We start from the raw sequence: 18,854 nt of genomic DNA, 5'->3' as shown, positions 1-18,854 counted from the left end.
TGTGACTTTATAAGCTAACGAAAAGCCGAGTTACTTAAGTGACTCGGCTTTTTTATGCTCACTACTTTATTGTATGGGTGAGAACAACCGTTGATAGGTTTTATAAGCGTATTCGTCACTCATACCGCTTAAGTAGTCACAAATAATTCGCATGCCTTGATGGTGTTTTTCGGCTTCTAGGTAAAGTGCTTGCGTGGTTTCGGGTAATAACCGCATTGGATCGCTGGCAAATGCGGTAAACAGTTCAATAAGCAGATTTTGCCCTTTAAATTCTATTTGTTGCATTTGTGGGTCGCGTATCAAGCGTTGAAATACAAAATGTTTAAGTATTTGTAATACGTTTTGGTATTGCTGATCTAATTTAGCGGTGTGCTTTAAAATAGGGCATTCAAAGGCATCGTTTTGTATGTCTAAATGAATATGAATAATAAAGGTATTTACTAATTCACCAATGGCATCTTTGCGCTCATGTTCGTGCTTTGAAAATAATCGCTCTGTAAGTGATTTAAGTAGCGTATTTAACCAATCATAGTTGAGTGCTTGTAAGTGCGGCAATGCATGGGTTAACCAATCGTCTAGGCTTAACACATCGGTGGCTATGGCATCTTCAAGGTCGTGTACGGCATAGGCAATGTCATCAGCCAGTTCCATAATGGCACTATCAAGAGATTTATAGCGTGTTTTAGCTCGGTATGAATCTACAATATTTTGGCTGGTTAATAATGCTTTATCGTTTTGGCTTAGTGGTTCAATGATCCAATTAAATATAGGTGCATCGTCGTTGTAAATACCTTTAGCAGGTCGCCAGTCGTCGGCTTTTATAAACGCGCGTTGTTTATCTACTTTGGGAATGTTGTACCACAGCTGGTTGATAAAACCAGGGTACTTTATAAACCCTAATAATGTGCGTCTTGTTAAGTTCATGCCATAGCCATTACTGTAAGGCTCTAGTTTGGCAACTATTCGTAGCGTTTGTGCGTTACCTTCAAACCCACCATGATCACGCATCATGTAGTTAAGCGCAATTTCTCCGCCGTGCCCAAAGGGCGGATGGCCGATGTCGTGAGCTAAACACAAGGTTTCGAGTAATCCGGTTGATGGAAAATGTTCAAAACGAGGGTGCTGGGCTTTTAAGTGACGTAATATGCCCGTGCCTATTTGCGATACTTCTAAAGAATGGGTAAGACGTGTGCGATAAAAATCATTTAAACCAATACTCATTATTTGAGTTTTGGCTTGAAGGCGTCTAAATGCTGCAGCATGAATAATTCGAGAGCGGTCTATTTGCCAAGGAGAGCGGTTATCGTTTGGGCGGTGCTTATATTGTTCAATTATTCTATTTTGCCACTGTTTATCCATGTCACAACCTATCTCTATATCTACGACTTTAACGCTTAGTATATTATAAATAACTCACAATAGGCGTATGAATTTTATTCAGTTGTTCGGTATTCGCGTTTATAAAGTGGCTTAGGTATAATGAGCGTTCGTATGTATGTGACTACACCATACATAACTTAGAGTTTAATTGAGATAATACATGTTAAAAACTATTTTTCAGTTGTTGTTAGCCGCCCTTGTTATTTGGGCACTTACTCATCCATTTATACAAACTGATGAGTTTGTTTCAGATGAACAAACACGTGCCGACGACATTAAAAAAGAAAAGAAGAAAGAAAAACCATTGCACAATGTTAAGTTGCCAAAATTCTCAGAATACACCGATGTAAAAGAGAAAAAGCATGCGTTTTTTAACTTCATTAAGCCCCATGTAGAAGCCGAAAACAAAAAGATTTTACAGCAACGTGCAAACATTGAAATTGCGCGCATGATGCTAGAACACGACGAGCCGTTAAGTAAAAAACAAGCGAGCGATATTAAAAAAATACTTAAATTATACCGCTTACCTGAAACCTTAGACACGCTTACACTAACTCAAGCGCTGCGCCGTGTAGATATTATTCCTAAAGAACTTGCGCTAATGCAAGCAGCTAATGAGTCGGCATGGGGTACCTCTCGCTTTGCCCAAATAGGCTTAAATTTTTTTGGCCAATGGTGCTACAAAAAAGGCTGTGGCATGGTGCCAAGAAGACGTAATAATGAAGCCGAGCATGAAGTGGCTGCATTTAAATCGGTTCGCGCTGCAGTAACGTCATATTTTAGAAATATTAATACACATAATGCTTATAAACAATTACGCAGTATACGTGAAGATTTACGCGCACAGCAAAAGCCAATTAAGGCGACTAAGCTAACCCTTGGGCTGATGTCCTACTCAGAGCGTGGTGAAGCGTACATTGAAGAGCTAAATACGATGATCAATCAAAACCGAGCGTACTTTGATGAATAAACCAGTATTAAAATTAGTGACGACTATAGCGACCTGTTTTTTAACAATAGCGGCAAATAACGCCTATGCCAAAGAGTTTGTTATGTCGTATGACGGTTTTTACGACCGGTTAAAAGTAGTAAACAAAGGTGATTTTCAATACGCCCGTGTAAACTTTTATATCAGCGATATTGGTACTAATGAGGTGTGTAGTATTAAAAGCGGCACTATTCTAACTGAAAAAAATGAGTACCCGCTTAATTACACCGACAAAGCGCAATTGTTATTACCGTATGATAAGCAGCTTGATACTGACAAAGCGGTGATTGTGGTTCAGCCTAAAAATCCGGTTCATGATTGTCAGTTAAAGCTTCAAATAGAGGCCAACGAGCTAGAAGGGCTAACCTTTTCAAAGCAATCATTATTAACCATTAATAATGAGCTTGAAGCGCTTTTAACAGACTTGTCGGGCTTTTTTGTTAGCAAACTAATGTGGTTTTTACTGCCTGAGCAAAAAGGGGTGGTTGTTACTTTTAATGCGCCTAAACAATTTGATGATGAGCACATAACATGCGAAAAATCAGTGTGTTATTTTGAAGTAACAGACAACTGGCAAAACGACACCAAAGTATTGGCTGATATTAACGAGGTAGTTAAAGTAACACCTTGGATCAGTAAGTAATAAATTAATTGGTTTGATTATAAAGCGGGGTCAGGTTTGACCCCGCTTTTTTTATTACTAAATTAAATAATAGCAGTGGGGCTATTCATGAGTGCGCTTTTTTCATCATGAGTAACAACTTTATTGCGACCCGTTTCTTTGGCAAGATAAAGGCGTTTATCAGCTTGTAATAGCAGCGCTTGCATATTTAAATCGCGAATAAGTGCGCTACTTACTCCGGCACTAACAGACAGTGCAATGCTATTACCATTAAAATAAAAGGGATATTGATCAATACTTTTGCATAGTTTTTGGGCTAACTGCCTTGCTTGAGTAAGATTTTTTTGGTTAAGGAAAATAGCAAACTCTTCTCCGCCAATTCGAGCGGTAATGCCTGCTTCAAAAAACAATTCGTTAATATGTTGTGCAATCCACTTTATTGCTTCGTCGCCAGTTTCATGGCCATATTGGTCGTTCACTTGTTTAAAAAGATCGATATCGAGCATAATTAACGACACTCTGCTGTCAAGCGGTGCAGTGTGGGTTATTTTTTTACACAGGCGGAAAAAGCCTCGCCTGTTTAATAATTGTGTAAGCGGATCGTGATACGCTAAGTTTATTAGTTTTGATTCTTCATTGGCAAAAGCAAAAAACGGCAGAATTAATGCACTGGCTGTGGTTAAAAATAAATGCGAGACCAATAATAGTTGTAATCCCGCGGCTAAGTTCGCCTGACTAATTTGGCTAAAGTAGGGTAAAACAAGGAGTACAACTTGCAACAGCATTACTACACTGTGTAGTGAAAAGCAGGCAATTAGTAGTCGTTGCTGTACTTTAGCAACACTGGGGGTTTTGACCATTAAATAGGCCGCGTAGCTAAATAATACGGCAGTAATAATACTGGTAATAATTTGCCCCGCATCAATGAGATACACAGCAAGTAGCAATGTGCAACATATAGCACTGGCATAATATAAAGGCGATAGCTTTACTGCAGGTACCGTACTTTGTGGTATTAACCCTAAAATAAGCAGGAGTGGGGTTAAAATAATAAATAGGTAAGCAAAAAAGTAAGTTAAAAGTGGATAGTCAATCAGCCCTCTTGAACCAATTAGGGCAATAGCAGTTATAAACGAGCAGCAGGCAGTAGCAAAAAATAAAAAGCTAGGTTGTTTTTTATATGAATACACAGAAAAAAAGAACACCGCAATAAACAAGTTAAGAATAAAACAGAGGCTAATTAATGTGGGTAAATGAAGCATGTTTTAGTTGCTCTTTTAGCTGAATAAGAAATAACGCTTAACTCATTATTAGATAGTAACACTAAAATAGCAAGGGAGTAAAAAGTATTGACTTTATACTCCCTCGCTACAATCTTAACCCTTTAAGACCTCTCGTTAAACTAAACTTTTTAATGCGGCATCGATTTCAGAAAAGTGAAAACGGTAATTATTTTCTAATGCTTTTTTAGGCACCACAAATTGGCCTGTTGTAAGTAGATCTGCCATTTCTCCCATTAAAACATTGAGCACAGCTGCAGGCATGGGCATAAAGGCTGGGCGTGACAATGCTTTACCCAATGATTGGCTAAATTGTTTATTGCTCACCGGGTGCGGGGCTGTTGCATTTATAGCACCAGAGATATCTTGATTACGAATCAAAAATAAAATGAGCTGCACCATGTCATCAATGTGGATCCACGACATACCTTGCTCGCCATTGCCAATTGGCCCGCCTAAACAAAGCTTAAATGCAGGCAACATTTTTCCAAGTGCGCCGCCTTTATTAGCCAGTACAATACCTGTGCGAAGTAAGCAAACACGAGTATCGTCAGACTCAGCTTTTAATGCAGCGAGTTCCCAATCTTTACAAAGTTGGTGACTAAATTCATCGTGTGGTTCTGTGTTGTTTTCATCAACTTGGGTTTTACCTTGGCGACCATAATAGCCTATTGCACTGCCTGAAATAAACGTATGTGGCGGTGTATGACATTGACTAATTGCATCACTTATGGCTTGGGTAATAATAATTCGGCTATCGCGTATTTTTGCTTTTTGTTTATCACTCCAGCGTTTATTAACGATAGGTTCGCCGGCTAAATTAATGACAATATCGACCGTATTAAAATCGACATCGTCTAAGCTGCTAATAGCATTTACTCTGTGGCCTAACAACACTTTAGCTTTGGTTGGGTTTCTACTTAGTACCGTAATGTCGTGGTGGTGCAACAAGAAAGGGCATAGGTGCCTACCAATTAAGCCCGTGGCGCCTGTAAAAAATATATGCATTGCAACTCCAAAATTATAAATAAAGCGGGATGTTTAAAATTTATACTCCCCAGCTCAACGATTTGCAAATTTATACGTACTAATCATTATTATGATCACCCATAAATATTTCATTCTATTGGGTTTTGCCTTACACTGAAGCCAAATAACAGTAATAGGATAAGAGTATTGGCAAGTTTAACTGGGGTAAATAAAAGCTTAATTATTTTTGCGGCGTTGGTCATTGTATTGGCGGGCATTAAAGCCGCAAGTGCTATTGTTATTCCGTTTATTTTGGCAGCATTCATCGCCATTATTTGTAGCCCACTCATTAATTTTTTTGCTCGCTACCGTATTCCAAAAGGCATAGCGGTTGTGCTTGTGGTGCTTATTATTATGGGCTTAGGTGTCAGCTTAGGCGGTTTAGTGGGGCAGTCGGTTAATGACTTTTCAAAGCAGTTACCTGAATACAAAGTACAGTTAAAAGAAGAATTTGTATGGCTGGTTGATATGGCGTCGCAATACAATATCTTAATTAATAAAGAACAAATTTTGTCTATGTTCGACCCCGGTAAAATGGTTGATGTTGCCACCAATATGTTAACCGGCTTAGGTAGCGTAATGGCCAATATGTTTTTAATTATTTTAACGGTTGTTTTTATGCTGTTTGAAGGGCCCATACTTGGTAAAAAAATACATTTAGCACTGGACGATCCTGACAGCAAAATCAAGCAAATTGACCGTTTTTTAGACTCTATTAACTCTTATTTAGCTATTAAAACCTTAGTAAGTTTAGCCACCGGTGTAATTGCTGGTTTTTACTTGTGGATACTCGATGTTGATTACTTTGTACTTTGGGGCGTACTGGCATTTATGCTTAATTACATTCCTAACATTGGTTCAATCATAGCGGCTGTGCCAGCACTGTTACTGGCGCTTATTACTCAAGGTCCTTTAGTGGCAGGCCTCGTTGGCGCGGGTTATTTAACTATAAATACCGTAATGGGTAATATTGTAGAGCCAAAATACATGGGTAAAGGGTTAGGGCTTTCTACGTTAGTGGTGTTTTTATCGTTAATATTTTGGGGCTGGTTATTAGGCTCTGTGGGAATGTTGTTATCGGTGCCGTTAACCATGATTGTAAAAATAGCGCTAGAAGCCAGTGACGAAGGGCGTTGGTTAGCCACTATGCTTGGCACAGGTGAAGAAACCGTTATCAAATCAGAAGACTAATACCTTACAAAGGCGTGCCTACATAGCACGCCTTTTAAAAAGCTAAGTATCCATTAAATTAGCTAAGGCGTTATCTACAGCGTTTATAGCCCCCTCTAAATAGCCAGCTTCTTGTTGTGCAAACTCACTCCCCACAAAATGCACTTGTAACTGTTTAAGCTGCTCGCTGAGCCCTGAAAAATTAAATTCAGGATGCTGCGATACACCTAGTTGGTCATCCTTGTTGGCCACAAATTCATCCTCAGCCCAATCTTTTATCGTGCAATCAGTGGCAGTATAAGCCTGCTCACCATAAAAACAGCCAAGCTGATCAAGGCAGGCTTGGGTTAATTGCTCGCGAGTTACTTGACTTCGCTGTAAGTAAGGAATGCCAATAAAGCCAAATAGAGGAGGATGAGCATGATCACTTGCTGAGGCATCATGTATTTCTACCAATGGACCAACACGGCTAAAACATTGCCCAGATAAATTTTTATCTCGCCAAAAAGCGTGCTCAAAGGTGGCAACAAACTTTGCTTGGCCTGCCATCGATGTAGGCACCGACGTTAAACGCTGTGTTAAAACATTATCAGCCCATAAATGCGGAGTTAAATGTTGGCTGATCATACTAGGGGGTAACGCCAACAGTAACTGTTCGCAAGTAAAGTGCTGCGTACTCACTTGGTAATTAGCGCTTATATGCCAGCCGTTGGAGAGGTTTTTCACTTCGCTAAAAGCGTGTTCTAATTTAACGGTGTTTGGCTGGTCATTTGTAGATTATGGCCCAGAATATTGTAGTTTTACCGCACAAGGGGTTGATGGTGGTTTCTTTAAATCTGACTTGGTTGTTTCTACTAAAAAACGGAAGCCCGTTAATTGTGTTATACAGTAATGACCTTGAAGTGACTCAAAATAAAATTGAAAAAGCTGGAGGCAAAGTAATTAAGCCTACATTTTCATTTCCCGGTGGTAGACGATTTCACTTCAGCGATCCTAATGGAAATGAATTTGCGGTATGGTCAGAGTAATCACATTGCAAACTATATAACTACAAAAATGCAGTCTTTAAGGCTGCAGTTCCCAAAACACCAATAAACTATTCACTTAATTACCAAATCAAACCAAACCTAAGCACACATCGCTTACCTATAAACTAATTAAAGCCCCATTTTAAGCTGCTGAATAAACTGCTCGGTCATTGCTATTTCACACTCTTTGTAGGTAACAACGGCTTGTTGTGCATTAGGTTGTTTTAGCATGTAGCGCCATTGGCAGCTTCTTTGAATGTAGTTGTCTTTTGCGTTAATACTTAGTTTAAATAATGACAAAATTTGGGTGTTGCCGGTTTCGCTTTCTAATGCCGATAGTTCAAAGGTACGCTTTTGGATCCAGCTATCTTGTTCTTGCTGTACTGTATTTAATTTGGCATCTAAACATTGTGTATATGCTTTGATTTGTTCGGGTAGGGCGTTCTTTTCAAGTGTGCATTCTTGCGGCGCTGCAACGCTTGGAACAGCCCAAGCAAATAACAGGGCTAGAGTAAAACAAAGGATATACTTACTTTTTTTCATGGTAATTAAACTCGAGAATAAATTTTGCGCCGCCCAAACGTTGCGACTGAGAAATAGTTAACAACCCGTGATACGACTTCACCAAGTCAGATACAATCGCCATGCCAACACCATGGCCACTCTCGTAAGTATCAAGGCGAGTACCGCGTTGAAGCAATGACTCGCGTTTATCTGGTTGAATACCCGGGCCGTCATCACAAATACTAATGCTGAGCGTTTTAGCTTGTGAAACGTCAATACTTACTTGGGATCGACAGGCTTTGCAGGCATTATCTATTAAGTTACCTAATAACTCCATTAAATCGGTTTTATCGCCTAAAAAGTAATCTTTATCACTCACTTTGCAATTAAATATGATGTCTTTATCGCGATAAACCTTACCCATTGCACTTAAGATAGAGTCGATAACCGGTTTGATGGGGGTTTGCTTTTTCCATGTATCGGAAGCCCCAGTAGCAGCACGTTTTAATTGGTGCTCGATCATCACATTAATTCTGTCGAGTTGTTCTTGTGCGTCGGCATCGTTGGCCAGTGGGCTTGATTTTAATACCGCCAACGGCGTTTTAAGTGCATGTGCTAAATCGCTGAGTGAGGCGCGGTAGCGCTCTTTTTGGCGTTGCTGCGACTCTAACAATAGGTTGAGGTCGGCTTTTATTGTTTGTAGCTCAACGGGGTATAAGCCTTTAATTTCTTGAATATCACCCGATTCAATGGCTTTTATTTCTTTATCTAGGCGCTGCAGCGGCCTTGCACTCCAAATAAAACCAATAGCCATTAACCCTGCAATGGCAATCCCCATTATAAACATCCAATCGACTAAGGTTTGTTTAAACCCGTCCATTAAACGCAGTAGGGCATCGTTGCGTTTTAGTAAAATAAATCGTGCTTGTTCTGATTGGTCAATATTATTAAGAATGACCGTTAAGCTTAACTGCCAATAGGCGGTGTTGTTATAAACCACGCGTCTAAAGTCTGCGGCACCGGCTTTGGGCTCTATATACTGAGGTACAAAATTAACGTTAACCGCAGACTCAGAATGCCAAATAGGCACATCGTCACGGTAAATCATGGCATAAGTATCAGAATTTAAGTTGTTGAGTTCGGGCGTTAAGATAGAGCTGGGCATAATAATACCGCGCTCTGTAAAATCAACCTCGGAGATGAGTGAATACAGGTGCGCTTCGAGGTTTTTTTCGGTGGCATCAACAAGTGACGCGTAATACGCCTTACCTATGGAGTAAAACAAAATAGGTAAGGCGACTAATAAAACAAAGACAAGGATAAATCCTTGCCTTATTTTTAACGAAATCTGCGGTGCTACCACTGGCTTTTAAGCCTGTAACCACGCCCACGCAGCGTTTCTACTGGGTTAAGCACACCGTCTGGGTCGAGCTTTTTACGTAAACGCAGTACAAACACTTCAATGACGTTTGAATCAAGATCGAAATCTTGGTCATAAATATGCTCTGTTAACTCAGACTTTGAAATTACTTTTTGCGGGTTAACCATTAAGTATTCAAGTACTTTATACTCGTATGCGGTTAAGCTCAGCTCTTTGTCATTTACCCACACTTGTTGTGAACGCGTATGAATTTTAATAGGGCCGGCTGTCATTTCTGGGTTTGCTTTACCTGCACTTCGACGAATAAGCGCATTACAGCGAGCAATGAGTTCTTCAACATGAAATGGCTTAGTTAGGTAGTCGTCAGCGCCGGCATCTAGGCCTTCAACTTTGTCTTGCCAACGATCGCGTGCCGTTAAGATTAAAATAGGGATAGTGATGCCTTGGGCACGGGCTTTGTTAATAAGCTCAATGCCGTCTATTTTAGGCAGACCTAAATCAACCACCGCCATGTCTAAAGGGTATTCTGTTATATGAAAAAGGCCCGCTTCGCCATCGTGACATAAATCAACACTGTAACGCTCTTTTTCTAATGCATTGCGCAGATTGTCTGCCAAATGTAAATCATCTTCTATTACTAAAATTCGCATTGGTTAATCCTTTTTCACTTCGCCAGTTTTTTTGTTTATCTTCAAATCGACGACGTGGCCGTCAGCTTTTAAAATTCGTACTGTATAAAATTGTGTTTCTTCAGAAATTTTTAATGTTGTACCGTCTGTGGTTTGTTTTGCAAGTATTACTGCTTTCTTTTTGCTTATCTCAATTTTATCGGGTGTGCTGTTAGTATTATTTGCATGGGCAAAATTAGCCAAACAAAAAACAGCGATTAAATTGAGTGTTAATAATACACGCATTACGAAACTCCTAGAACATACCTGCTTAGCCTAAAAACTAAGCCACTAAAATTTAAATACTCTACTGGGTATTTAAATTTTATAAGACAAAGTCTAATTAAAAATGAGTGAACAAACCCTGAATTACTGGTTGCAGTTAAACAGGGGATCCCACATTGATATTAAGCAGGGAACACTTTTTTGAATGGCTTAACGATTGAGTTTTCATATACGCCACCCGCAACATAAGGATCATCTGCGGCCCATTCTCTGGCATCTTCTAAAGAGTTAAATTCAGCAATCACTAAAGAGCCAGTAAAGCCTGCATCTTGAGGGTCTTCACTATCAACCGCTGGAAGGGGGCCGGCTGTTAATAGTCGGCCTTCGTTTTCTAGCGTTTGTAAACGTGCTAAATGAGCAGGGCGAGCGGCTTTTCTGTGCTCTAAGCTGTTCTGGACGTCCGTTGAATAAATCATATACAACATAAAAATACTCTCAAAATTTGTTAAATTTAATTAACTGCATACTAGCATAGCGTTGATAATTGGTGAATTAAAAGTGTTTATGGCGATGTTTACAGCAAGAATGTTTTTTTACGCGGTAATTGCTTGAAAAGCGTTGTGTAACACTGGTAGAGTCCCTTGGATAAAATAAATAATAACAAGGTTATTACATGAGTGAAAATAGAGAGCACTTTAGCTCCCGCTTAGGATTTATATTAGCAGCGGCGGGTTCTGCTGTGGGCATTGGTAACTTAGTAGGCTTTCCAGTTTCTGCGACTAAGAATGGCGGTGGTGCATTTTTGCTCGTCTATGCTTTGTTCGTCGCATTCATTTGTTTACCCGTCATGATGGCCGAAATGGCTATGGGTCGCCACGCACAAAAAGATCCTCTTGGTGCATACAAGGCGTTAGCCAATAACGACAAAAAATGGAAGTTTGCTGGCTTTTTAGCCGTGTTAACGCCATTTATGATTGCCGTTTTTTACATGGTGATCACAGTGTGGATTTTTGGTTACTTAAGCCAAACCGCATTTGGTAATTTGGATAAGTTGGCAAACCCTGGGCACTTTGATGAGTTTATTAATAGCTACACGGTGTTTGGTTACATGGCACTGGTTGTGGTGATTGTTAACTTAATATTGGTCGGTGGCGTAAAAGATGGCATAGAAAAAGCGGCTAAATTTTTGATGCCGGCGTTATTTGTCATGCTTATTATATTAGTGGGTTACGTACTCACCCTTGATAACGCAATGGCGGGAGTGAAGTACTATATCATTCCTGATTTTAGTAAAATGAATGCCAGTGTTCTTAATGGCGCATTGAGCCAAGCGTTTTTCTCGTTGTCGTTAGGTATGGGTATTTTAATTACGTATGCCTCTTACATTTCTAAAAAAGATGACATTGTGGGTAGTGCGAAAATGGTTGCCATTACCGACTCATTAGTTGCCTTTGTTGCAGGCTTAATGGTGTTACCGGCTATTTTTAGCTTTGACCCAAATACCGATCCAACAAAGTTATCTGACTCGTCAGTTTCAATGATTTTTGTGTACTTACCAAAAATATTATTAGCGTTACAACACGATATTGGCTACTTTGGTGCCTCTGCCGTGGCGTTTATTTTCTTTTTGCTGGTATTTTTTGCCGCAATTACATCATTGGTATCGATTGTCGAAGTGCCGACTGCCACACTAAGTGACCGTAAAGGTATTAGCCGTAAAAAAGCGCTAGGCATACTTACCTTATCAACCGGTGTGTTAACCATTATGTGTATTATGTCGTTTGGTATGATTGACAGCCTCACGACCCTTACTAGCTACGGCAGTGGTAACAAGAGCTTTTTTGATATTGTATATGACGTGTTCTACGACACTATTTTACCACTCAATGGTTTAATGGTGTGTTTGTTTGTAATGTATAAATGGAAGAAGGTTCGTTTAAGTGAAGAGCTAAGACAAGGTTCGCCTAATTATGCGAATAGCTTTATGGAAAAGTACGTTAACTTTTCACTGCAAACGTTTATTCCAGCGATTTTACTGCTTATTTTTGTAAACACCGTTGCGACCAAGTTTTTTAATATCAGTATTTTTGGTTTTTAATTAAACTTAATTTAATCAAGCCGCGCTTGTCGCGGCTTTTTTGTTGCGGTTAGTTAATTCAGTGCACCCGAATCTAAGTAGTCACCAATCCCTAGGGTAAACATCCAAATGCCCCATAAGCTGTGCTCAATAACACAGGCAAAAGTTGAGCGGCTTTGCGCGTAGGTATAGGCAAATAGTAAGCCACCGACAAACGCTAAACTAACAGCTATCCAATTGGCGTATATAATATGTGCCAATGCGAATACACTGGCACTAATAATAATGCGCAACCATTTACTGGGCATAATGCGCTTATAGCGATGAAAAAAATACGTTCTAAATATTAACTCTTGCGGGATCACCGACAACAAAGGGTAGAGCAGCAATAGCATCAGCCAATCGATGAGGTTTTCACGCGGTAAAGTAAACCAGTGTCCTTGGTAGAGTAGGTTATAAAACACCCCTGAAAATAATGCGCCAATAAAGAAAAAGCTAAACATACGGCGCTTCACAGCAGAAAAATGCCCCATACTGGTTAATCTAATGCGCTTAAAGTGAATGTCGTTTAGCAGCAGCATACAGCACACACTCATTAAAATGATCAGTGCTGGAATAAGCCAGTTAGATAAATACTGGCGAATATTAAAGCCAATTAAAGGCAGGATGATAAAAATAAAGGTAAATTCAAACCAGCGGTATTGATTAGCGTTCACGTTTGCTCACGGTGATTTTTATTTCACCTTAGCAAGCGATTAAGTCATCTTTATGACTATAAAACAGCCAAGCTGATTATATTTAACGCCACTCATTACCCCTTATGCACTTTGGGCTTGGTTAAGGTTGACTTACCCCCTTGTAACCCTTAGCCTGCCTGCTTTTATTTTTACATCATTGTATTGCCACGCTAGTTGGCTAAAGCCAGCGCGTGTATTTAGGAGCAAAAAATGAATAAGGCAGAACTTGTTACAGCCATGGCACACACGAGCGAGTTAACAAAAAAAGACGCACAAGCAGCGTTAACCAGCTTACAAAAGGTGATTACCAAATCATTGTCTGAAGGCGATCAGGTACAAATATCTGGTTTTGGCACTTTTGCATTAAGTTATTACCCAGCCCGTACAGGTCGTAATCCACAAACCGGCGAAGCAATAGAAATAGAAGGGGCTAATAAAGCCGTATTTAAGCCAGCTAAAGCGTTAAAAGACAGCCTTTAATTGTCAATGCCTGTAAGGGAGTTTTGTTATTCAAACAAAGCATGTACCTTGCAGGCTATTTTTATTATTCCTAAGTGGTCGTGTAGTATCTGCAACCACTGTAAATAATTTACATAGCACTCTAATCTCCTTATATAAAACGCCAATATTATCAGCATGTTATTTTTGGTATGTGGTATGCAAACTTCCCTGTGTATCAAAAATAAGATAAGGATTATTTAATGAGTAATTTACATAGCAGCACCCGTTTACAAGGTAAAAAAATTGCCATTTTAGCCACCGATGGATTTGAACAAAGCGAGCTACTTTCGCCGCAAAGCGCATTACTAAAGGCGGGCGCCGATATAGAGGTGGTGTCTATTAAAGAAGGGCAGATCACTGGTTGGAATAAAGATAATTGGGGTGAAAAAGTAACCGTTGATAAATTAGCATCAGATGCCAATGCCGCTGACTATGATGCACTTTTATTGCCAGGTGGTTTGTTTAATCCCGATAGCTTACGTCAAAATAAAGATGCCAAAGCGTTTGTTGATGGCTTTTTTGGAGCTAAGAAAAACAAACCCGTGGCCGCTATTTGTCACGCGCCGTGGTTATTAGCTGAAATTAATAAGCTCAGAGATAAAAAAGTGACTTCTTTCCCTAGTATTAAAAGCGATTTAATTAACGCCGGAGCTCATTGGGTAGATCAAGAGGTGTGTGTTGATAACGGCTTAGTCACTAGCCGCAGCCCTGCAGATTTAGATGCATTTAATGCAAAATTTATTGAAGAAATACTTGAAGGTAAGCACCAAGCGCATTAGCTGTGGGCTTTTAAATAGAAAAGGGCATATTACATGCCCTTTTTTATTGATAATGATAAAACACAGCTTGCTATTAAAGTGCAGTAGCTGCTTTCATATCGCTTACAAATGTTTTTAGCTGCGTGGTCATTGCATCTAAATCATCTAAGTTTGCTTCAATAATTTTTACCACAGCAGAGCCCGAAATAGCCCCCGCAGCACCGGCTTTAAGTGCCGCTTTTACATCTTCAGGCGTTGAAATACCAAAGCCTAATAATGCAGGTGCACTGTGGTACTCTTGTAAGCGCGTAACCACATGGGTTGCTGGCATTTGTGCTTTGGTGTCTGTACCTGTTACCCCAGCACGAGAAAGCAAGTAGGTGTAGCCACGGCCGTATGATGCACATTCACGCAGGGTATCGTCACTGGCGTTCGGTGTAGCGATAAAAATCGGGTCGATACCATTGGCCATGGCGGCTTTTCTAAACATTTTAGACTCATGTAATGGCACATCAGCCACTAAAATAGAGTCAACACCCACTGCTTTTGCATCGGTGTAAAACTTTTCTAAGCCACGTTTAAATATTAAGTTTGAATACAATAACAAACCAATTGGAATGTCGGCGTTATATTCACGGATCTCTTTAATAATATCAAAACAGTCTTGCGTATTAATATGCACGTTTAAGGCACGAATATTGGCTTTTTGAATGACAGGGCCATCGGCAATCGGGTCGGAAAACGGAATACCTAATTCAAGCCCGTCAGCACCGCCGTCAATTAAGCTTTTAATAATTTCGATGCTTTGCGCTTTACCTGGATCGCCAATGGTCACAAACGGTACAAAAGCACCCTGGTTTTGCTCTTTAAGCGCGGCAAACATTTGTCCATAACGGTCAGTTTTTACGTGGCTCATAGTTGACCTTCCTCTGATAATACCTTGTGTACGTGGGCTAAGTCTTTGTCGCCACGACCACTTAAATTAATAACAATGATACTGTCTTGCGTTTGCTCTTCTGCATATTCGAGGGCATAGGCTAGCGCATGACTTGATTCAAGCGCAGGAATAATCCCTTCGTGTTTAGCTAATGCTTGAAAGGCATCAAGTGCTTTGGTGTCGGTAATACCGACATATTGAGCACGGCCAGTTTCGTGCAAAAAGGCATGTTGAGGGCCAACTGCGGGGTAATCTAGTCCCGCCGATACAGAGTAAGACTCTTCAATTTGGCCATCTGTATTTTGCATAATATAAGTGTAAGTACCGTGCAAAATACCTTTTGTTCCTTTACAGATAGTTGCGCCATGTTCGTGCGTGTCTAACCCTTTACCTGCAGGTTCAACGCCAATGAGTTTAACGCTTGGCTCATCAATAAAATCGCTAAACATACCAATTGCGTTAGACCCACCGCCTACACACGCAATAACCGCATCAGGCAAACGGCCTTCGGCTTTAAGTACTTGTTGTTTTGCTTCTTCACCAATAATTTTTTGATATTCACGTACAATAGTCGGGAATGGGTGAGGACCCGCTGCAGTACCTAAAAGGTAATGAGCCTCTTGATAATTGGCAGACCAATCACGTAGTGCCTCGTTAACCGCATCTTTTAATGTACCCGAGCCTGCGGTTACCGGAATAACTTCAGCGCCCATTAGCTTCATTCTAAATACATTTGGTTGTTGGCGTTCAACATCTTTTGCACCCATATAAATGCGGCATTTTAGTCCAAGTAACGCACAGGCAAGTGCCGTTGCAACGCCGTGCTGGCCGGCGCCTGTTTCAGCAATCACTTCTTTTTTACCCATACGTTTGGTAAGCAGTGCTTGGCCTAAAACTTGGTTTGTTTTGTGCGCACCACCGTGGAGTAAATCTTCACGCTTTAAGTACAGTTTTACTTTTGGGTTTTTAACTAAGTTACGCGTTAAAGTAAGCGGGGTAGGACGACCCGCATACTCGTTGAGTAATTTACTTAGCTCTGCCTGAAATTCAGGATCTTTTTGTGCTTTATTAAATTCGTTTTCTAACTGCTTAAGCGCAGGGACAAGCAGTTGGGGTACAAACATACCGCCAAACTCGCCAAAATAAGCTGGATTTTGCATTTTAACCTCAATAATTTCTGATACTTGTAAAAGCATGATGTAGTTTGTTTGCACACTTTTTACCTGGAGACTCTTCAACACCTGAATTTAAATCAAGCCCAAGAGCACCTTGAAAAAGTGCATCGCTAATATTGTCTGGGTTTAAGCCGCCAGCAAGCATAAATGGGGTCGTGGCATCGCGAAGTACCGACCAATCAAATGTTTTGCCTGTGCCGCCAGCCTGTGAATCACTGTGGGTGTCGTATAAATGGCGATCGGCTCCTGTAATCGGTTGTGGTAAAGCATTTTTGATGGCCTGTGCTTTCCATATTTCACAATGACGTGGTAGTTCATTACGTAAGGATGCAATGTAATGTTCATCTTCTTGGCCATGTAATTGAACAGCAGACAGTTTTAGTTGTTTTGCGTGCTCAGCAACCTCTGCTATGGCGGCATTAACAAACACCCCAACAAATTTTAAAGGGGCACTTTGGCTGATTTCTTTGGCGCAATCTAAATCGACAAAGCGCGGTGATTTTGGATAAAAAATTAATCCGCCATAAAGGGCACCGTTGTCGTAAGCCGCAATGGCATCTTGATTACGGGTTAATCCACAGACTTTGTTTTCGCCTAGGATTACGCGGCGGCACGCTTGTAATAAATCAGCCTCAGCCATTAATGAGCTGCCAATTAAGAATCCATTACATAAAGGCGCTAAACGTTTTACATCTTGATGGGTATAAATACCTGACTCTGAAATAACCACTTTATCGTTAGGAATAAGTTTACGTAGTCGTTCGGTTGTGGCTAAGTCGGTGCTTAAATCGCGCAAGTCACGATTATTAATACCTATTATTTGTGCATTGAGTGCCAGTGCACGATGCACTTCTTCTTCGTTACTCACCTCAGTTAGTACCGACATATTTAACGAATCGGCGACGGCATGCAGTGCTTTATACTGCTTATCGTCAAGCACTGATAGCATCAGTAAAATAGCGTCACCACCATAAATACGTGCCATATAGACTTGGTATTCATCAATAAAAAAGTCTTTACAAATAAGTGGCTGCTCTACTTGGCTGCGCACAAACTCAAGGTAATCAAAGCTACCCTGAAAGTACTTTTCGTCAGTTAATACACTCATACAAGTGGCATACTGCTTATACGCTTGGGTGATTTCTGTTAAATCAAACGGCTGACGAATTAACCCTTTAGAAGGCGATGCCTTTTTGCACTCTAAAATAAACTGCGTGCCAGGTGCCGCTAACGCTTGATAAAAGCTACGTGTGGTGGGTTTAGCTTGATGCTTAAAGCTCTCAAGTGGGCGCGCTGCTTTGCGTTCAATGAGTTCTATTTTTTTATCGGCAATAATTTTGTCTAATACATTAGCCATGACTTACCTCAATAATTGCATTTAGTGTGTCCATGGCCTTGCCTGAACGTAATAATGAGTGTGTTATTTGTGCACCTTGTTTTAACGATTGTGCTTGGCCAGTTAAGTACAGCAATGCAGCAACGTTAACAATAATAGCGGCGTTATGTGCCTCGCTACCTTTGCCCTGTAAAATGGCAAGGCTGGCATTTGCATTGTATTGTGGGCCTTCACCGGCTAATTGTTCAAGTGAATAGTTTGCAAGGTCAAAATCACTAGGGTTGAGTGTGTATTGGGTGATTTTGCCGTTATCCAGCTCAACAACCTGTGTTGGGCCATGCAAGGCGATTTCGTCGGTGCCAGAGCCGTGAACTATCATAGCGCGCTTAGTGCCCAGAGTATGAAGAGTTTGCGCCATAGGTAGGCACAAAGATTCATCGTATACCCCCAGTAATTGAACATCTGGGGCCGCGGGATTAGCTAGCGGCCCAAGAATATTAAAAATAGTACGGGTTTTTAAAGTGGTTCGTACATTCATCGCATGGCGCACGCCGCTGTGATAGTGCGGTGCAAATAAAAAGGTAAAATTTGTATGTTCAAGGCATTTAGCCGCTTGCGTGGGAGTCATATCAATATTGATCCCCAAGGCTTTGAGTAAATCAGCAGACCCTGAGTTACTTGATACACTGCGATTGCCATGTTTTACCATATTAACACCGGCAGCGGCTGCCACAACTGCCGCGGTTGTACTGATATTAATAGTGTTCGAACCATCGCCACCGGTACCACAGCTATCGGCAAGTTGAGTTTTATTGGTTATAAATGCCACGGCGTTTTCACGCATTGAGGCCGCGGCACCGGCGATTTCATCGCTTATTTCACCTTTCATTTTAAGGCTAATTAACAGTGCAGAGAGCTCAATATCACTCATATTCCCTTGCATTATTTGATCAAAAAGTGTTTTTGCTTGTGCATAGCTCAATGATTGCTTGGCAATAACGTGCTCAATAGCCTGTTGAACATTAAACGAGTTTTGTAATTGTGTAGTCATAATGTTC

General features: G+C 40.6%; 19 protein-coding genes and 2 pseudogenes. 7 read left to right on the top strand and 14 right to left on the bottom strand.

All coding sequences use genetic code 11. From position 1 onward, the window contains the following. Window positions 1-66: 66 nt before the first annotated feature. A complete protein-coding gene (locus MTN96_RS14140; protein ID WP_248532005.1) occupies window positions 67-1,359 on the bottom strand; it encodes an anti-phage deoxyguanosine triphosphatase in 1,293 nt (430 codons plus the stop codon). 181 nt (window positions 1,360-1,540) lie between these two features. On the opposite strand from MTN96_RS14140, the gene MTN96_RS14135 reads away from it, so the two are divergent. Then, window positions 1,541-2,350 (top strand): glucosaminidase domain-containing protein, encoded by an 810-nt coding sequence (locus tag MTN96_RS14135; protein ID WP_036982462.1) that lies wholly within the window; start codon window positions 1,541-1,543, stop codon window positions 2,348-2,350. Beyond that, the gene (locus MTN96_RS14130; protein WP_282452042.1) at window positions 2,343-3,011 is read left to right on the top strand and encodes a DUF2987 domain-containing protein; all 669 of its coding nucleotides are present in this window, start codon (window positions 2,343-2,345) and stop codon (window positions 3,009-3,011) included. Before MTN96_RS14135 ends, MTN96_RS14130 begins: the two co-directional genes overlap by 8 nt. A 62-nt stretch (window positions 3,012-3,073) precedes the next feature. Here MTN96_RS14130 and MTN96_RS14125 read toward each other — a convergent pair whose 3' ends face one another. Both MTN96_RS14125 and MTN96_RS14120 read right to left on the bottom strand, forming a co-directional pair. Then, complete coding sequence (locus MTN96_RS14125) at window positions 3,074-4,252, bottom strand: GGDEF domain-containing protein (RefSeq protein ID WP_248532003.1); 1,179 nt, start codon at window positions 4,250-4,252, stop codon at window positions 3,074-3,076. 135 nt (window positions 4,253-4,387) lie between these two features. Beyond that, on the bottom strand, window positions 4,388-5,278 hold the full coding sequence (locus MTN96_RS14120) for a TIGR01777 family oxidoreductase (RefSeq protein WP_248532001.1): 891 nt from the start codon (window positions 5,276-5,278) through the stop codon (window positions 4,388-4,390). 168 nt (window positions 5,279-5,446) lie between these two features. Here MTN96_RS14120 and MTN96_RS14115 point away from each other — a divergent pair, with 168 nt between their 5' ends. Continuing rightward, entirely contained in the window at window positions 5,447-6,490 is a 1,044-nt protein-coding gene (locus MTN96_RS14115) for an AI-2E family transporter (RefSeq protein WP_248531999.1), read from the top strand. Between the two features lie 42 nt (window positions 6,491-6,532). Here MTN96_RS14115 and MTN96_RS14110 read toward each other — a convergent pair. Beyond that, window positions 6,533-7,231 (bottom strand): annotated as a pseudogene (locus MTN96_RS14110) (FAD-dependent oxidoreductase); the annotation flags it as partial. Here MTN96_RS14110 and MTN96_RS14105 point away from each other — a divergent pair. Next, a pseudogene (locus MTN96_RS14105) lies at window positions 7,167-7,497 on the top strand (VOC family protein). The pseudogenes MTN96_RS14110 and MTN96_RS14105 sit on opposite strands and share 65 nt — an antisense overlap. A gap of 129 nt (window positions 7,498-7,626) precedes the next feature. Here the strand turns inward: MTN96_RS14105 and MTN96_RS14100 are convergent. The 5 genes from MTN96_RS14100 to MTN96_RS14080 form a co-directional block, all read right to left on the bottom strand. Further along, entirely contained in the window at window positions 7,627-8,040 is a 414-nt protein-coding gene (locus tag MTN96_RS14100) for a hypothetical protein (RefSeq protein ID WP_036982467.1), read from the bottom strand. Beyond that, window positions 8,027-9,364, bottom strand: coding sequence for an ATP-binding protein (locus MTN96_RS14095; protein WP_028835133.1), 1,338 nt, complete (start codon window positions 9,362-9,364; stop codon window positions 8,027-8,029). Before MTN96_RS14095 ends, MTN96_RS14100 begins: the two co-directional genes overlap by 14 nt. Next, window positions 9,358-10,032, bottom strand: coding sequence for a response regulator transcription factor (locus tag MTN96_RS14090; protein WP_008109187.1), 675 nt, complete (start codon window positions 10,030-10,032; stop codon window positions 9,358-9,360). Before MTN96_RS14090 ends, MTN96_RS14095 begins: the two co-directional genes overlap by 7 nt. 3 nt (window positions 10,033-10,035) lie before the next feature. Beyond that, window positions 10,036-10,296, bottom strand: a complete 261-nt coding sequence (locus tag MTN96_RS14085) for a PepSY domain-containing protein (protein ID WP_069439545.1) — start codon at window positions 10,294-10,296, stop codon at window positions 10,036-10,038. A gap of 161 nt (window positions 10,297-10,457) precedes the next feature. Further along, window positions 10,458-10,760, bottom strand: coding sequence for a YciI family protein (locus MTN96_RS14080; protein ID WP_016900387.1), 303 nt, complete (start codon window positions 10,758-10,760; stop codon window positions 10,458-10,460). A gap of 188 nt (window positions 10,761-10,948) precedes the next feature. On the opposite strand from MTN96_RS14080, the gene MTN96_RS14075 reads away from it, so the two are divergent. Then, the gene (locus tag MTN96_RS14075) at window positions 10,949-12,373 is read left to right on the top strand and encodes a sodium-dependent transporter (RefSeq protein ID WP_036982471.1); all 1,425 of its coding nucleotides are present in this window, start codon (window positions 10,949-10,951) and stop codon (window positions 12,371-12,373) included. Between the two features lie 53 nt (window positions 12,374-12,426). Here the strand turns inward: MTN96_RS14075 and MTN96_RS14070 are convergent, their stop codons facing one another. Next, window positions 12,427-13,068, bottom strand: a complete 642-nt coding sequence (locus MTN96_RS14070) for a CPBP family intramembrane glutamic endopeptidase (RefSeq protein ID WP_248531998.1) — start codon at window positions 13,066-13,068, stop codon at window positions 12,427-12,429. Between the two features lie 231 nt (window positions 13,069-13,299). On the opposite strand from MTN96_RS14070, the gene MTN96_RS14065 reads away from it, so the two are divergent. Continuing rightward, window positions 13,300-13,569, top strand: a complete 270-nt coding sequence (locus tag MTN96_RS14065; protein WP_036954530.1) for an HU family DNA-binding protein — start codon at window positions 13,300-13,302, stop codon at window positions 13,567-13,569. Window positions 13,570-13,790: 221 nt separating this feature from the next. Next, on the top strand, window positions 13,791-14,369 hold the full coding sequence (locus tag MTN96_RS14060) for a type 1 glutamine amidotransferase domain-containing protein (RefSeq protein ID WP_214551980.1): 579 nt from the start codon (window positions 13,791-13,793) through the stop codon (window positions 14,367-14,369). Between the two features lie 73 nt (window positions 14,370-14,442). On the opposite strand, the gene trpA is transcribed toward MTN96_RS14060, so the two are convergent. From trpA to trpD, 4 genes are read right to left on the bottom strand one after another with little or no spacing between them, the layout of a single operon-like run. Beyond that, window positions 14,443-15,264: a tryptophan synthase subunit alpha gene (trpA, locus tag MTN96_RS14055; RefSeq protein ID WP_028835137.1), complete on the bottom strand. Its 822-nt coding sequence runs from the start codon at window positions 15,262-15,264 to the stop codon at window positions 14,443-14,445. Next, a complete protein-coding gene (gene trpB / locus MTN96_RS14050) occupies window positions 15,261-16,445 on the bottom strand; it encodes a tryptophan synthase subunit beta (RefSeq protein WP_036983443.1) in 1,185 nt (394 codons plus the stop codon). The genes trpA and trpB overlap by 4 nt, the downstream gene beginning before the upstream one ends. A 7-nt stretch (window positions 16,446-16,452) precedes the next feature. Beyond that, on the bottom strand, window positions 16,453-17,817 hold the full coding sequence (gene trpCF, locus MTN96_RS14045) for a bifunctional indole-3-glycerol-phosphate synthase TrpC/phosphoribosylanthranilate isomerase TrpF (protein WP_248531996.1): 1,365 nt from the start codon (window positions 17,815-17,817) through the stop codon (window positions 16,453-16,455). Further along, a complete protein-coding gene (gene trpD, locus MTN96_RS14040; protein ID WP_248531994.1) occupies window positions 17,810-18,847 on the bottom strand; it encodes an anthranilate phosphoribosyltransferase in 1,038 nt (345 codons plus the stop codon). Before trpD ends, trpCF begins: the two co-directional genes overlap by 8 nt. Window positions 18,848-18,854: the final 7 nt, after the last annotated feature.

This window comes from Pseudoalteromonas sp. 2CM28B (genome assembly GCF_023161935.1).
The sequence above is the reverse complement of the archived record's forward strand: the minus strand, read 5'-3'. Positions and strand labels throughout refer to the sequence as shown.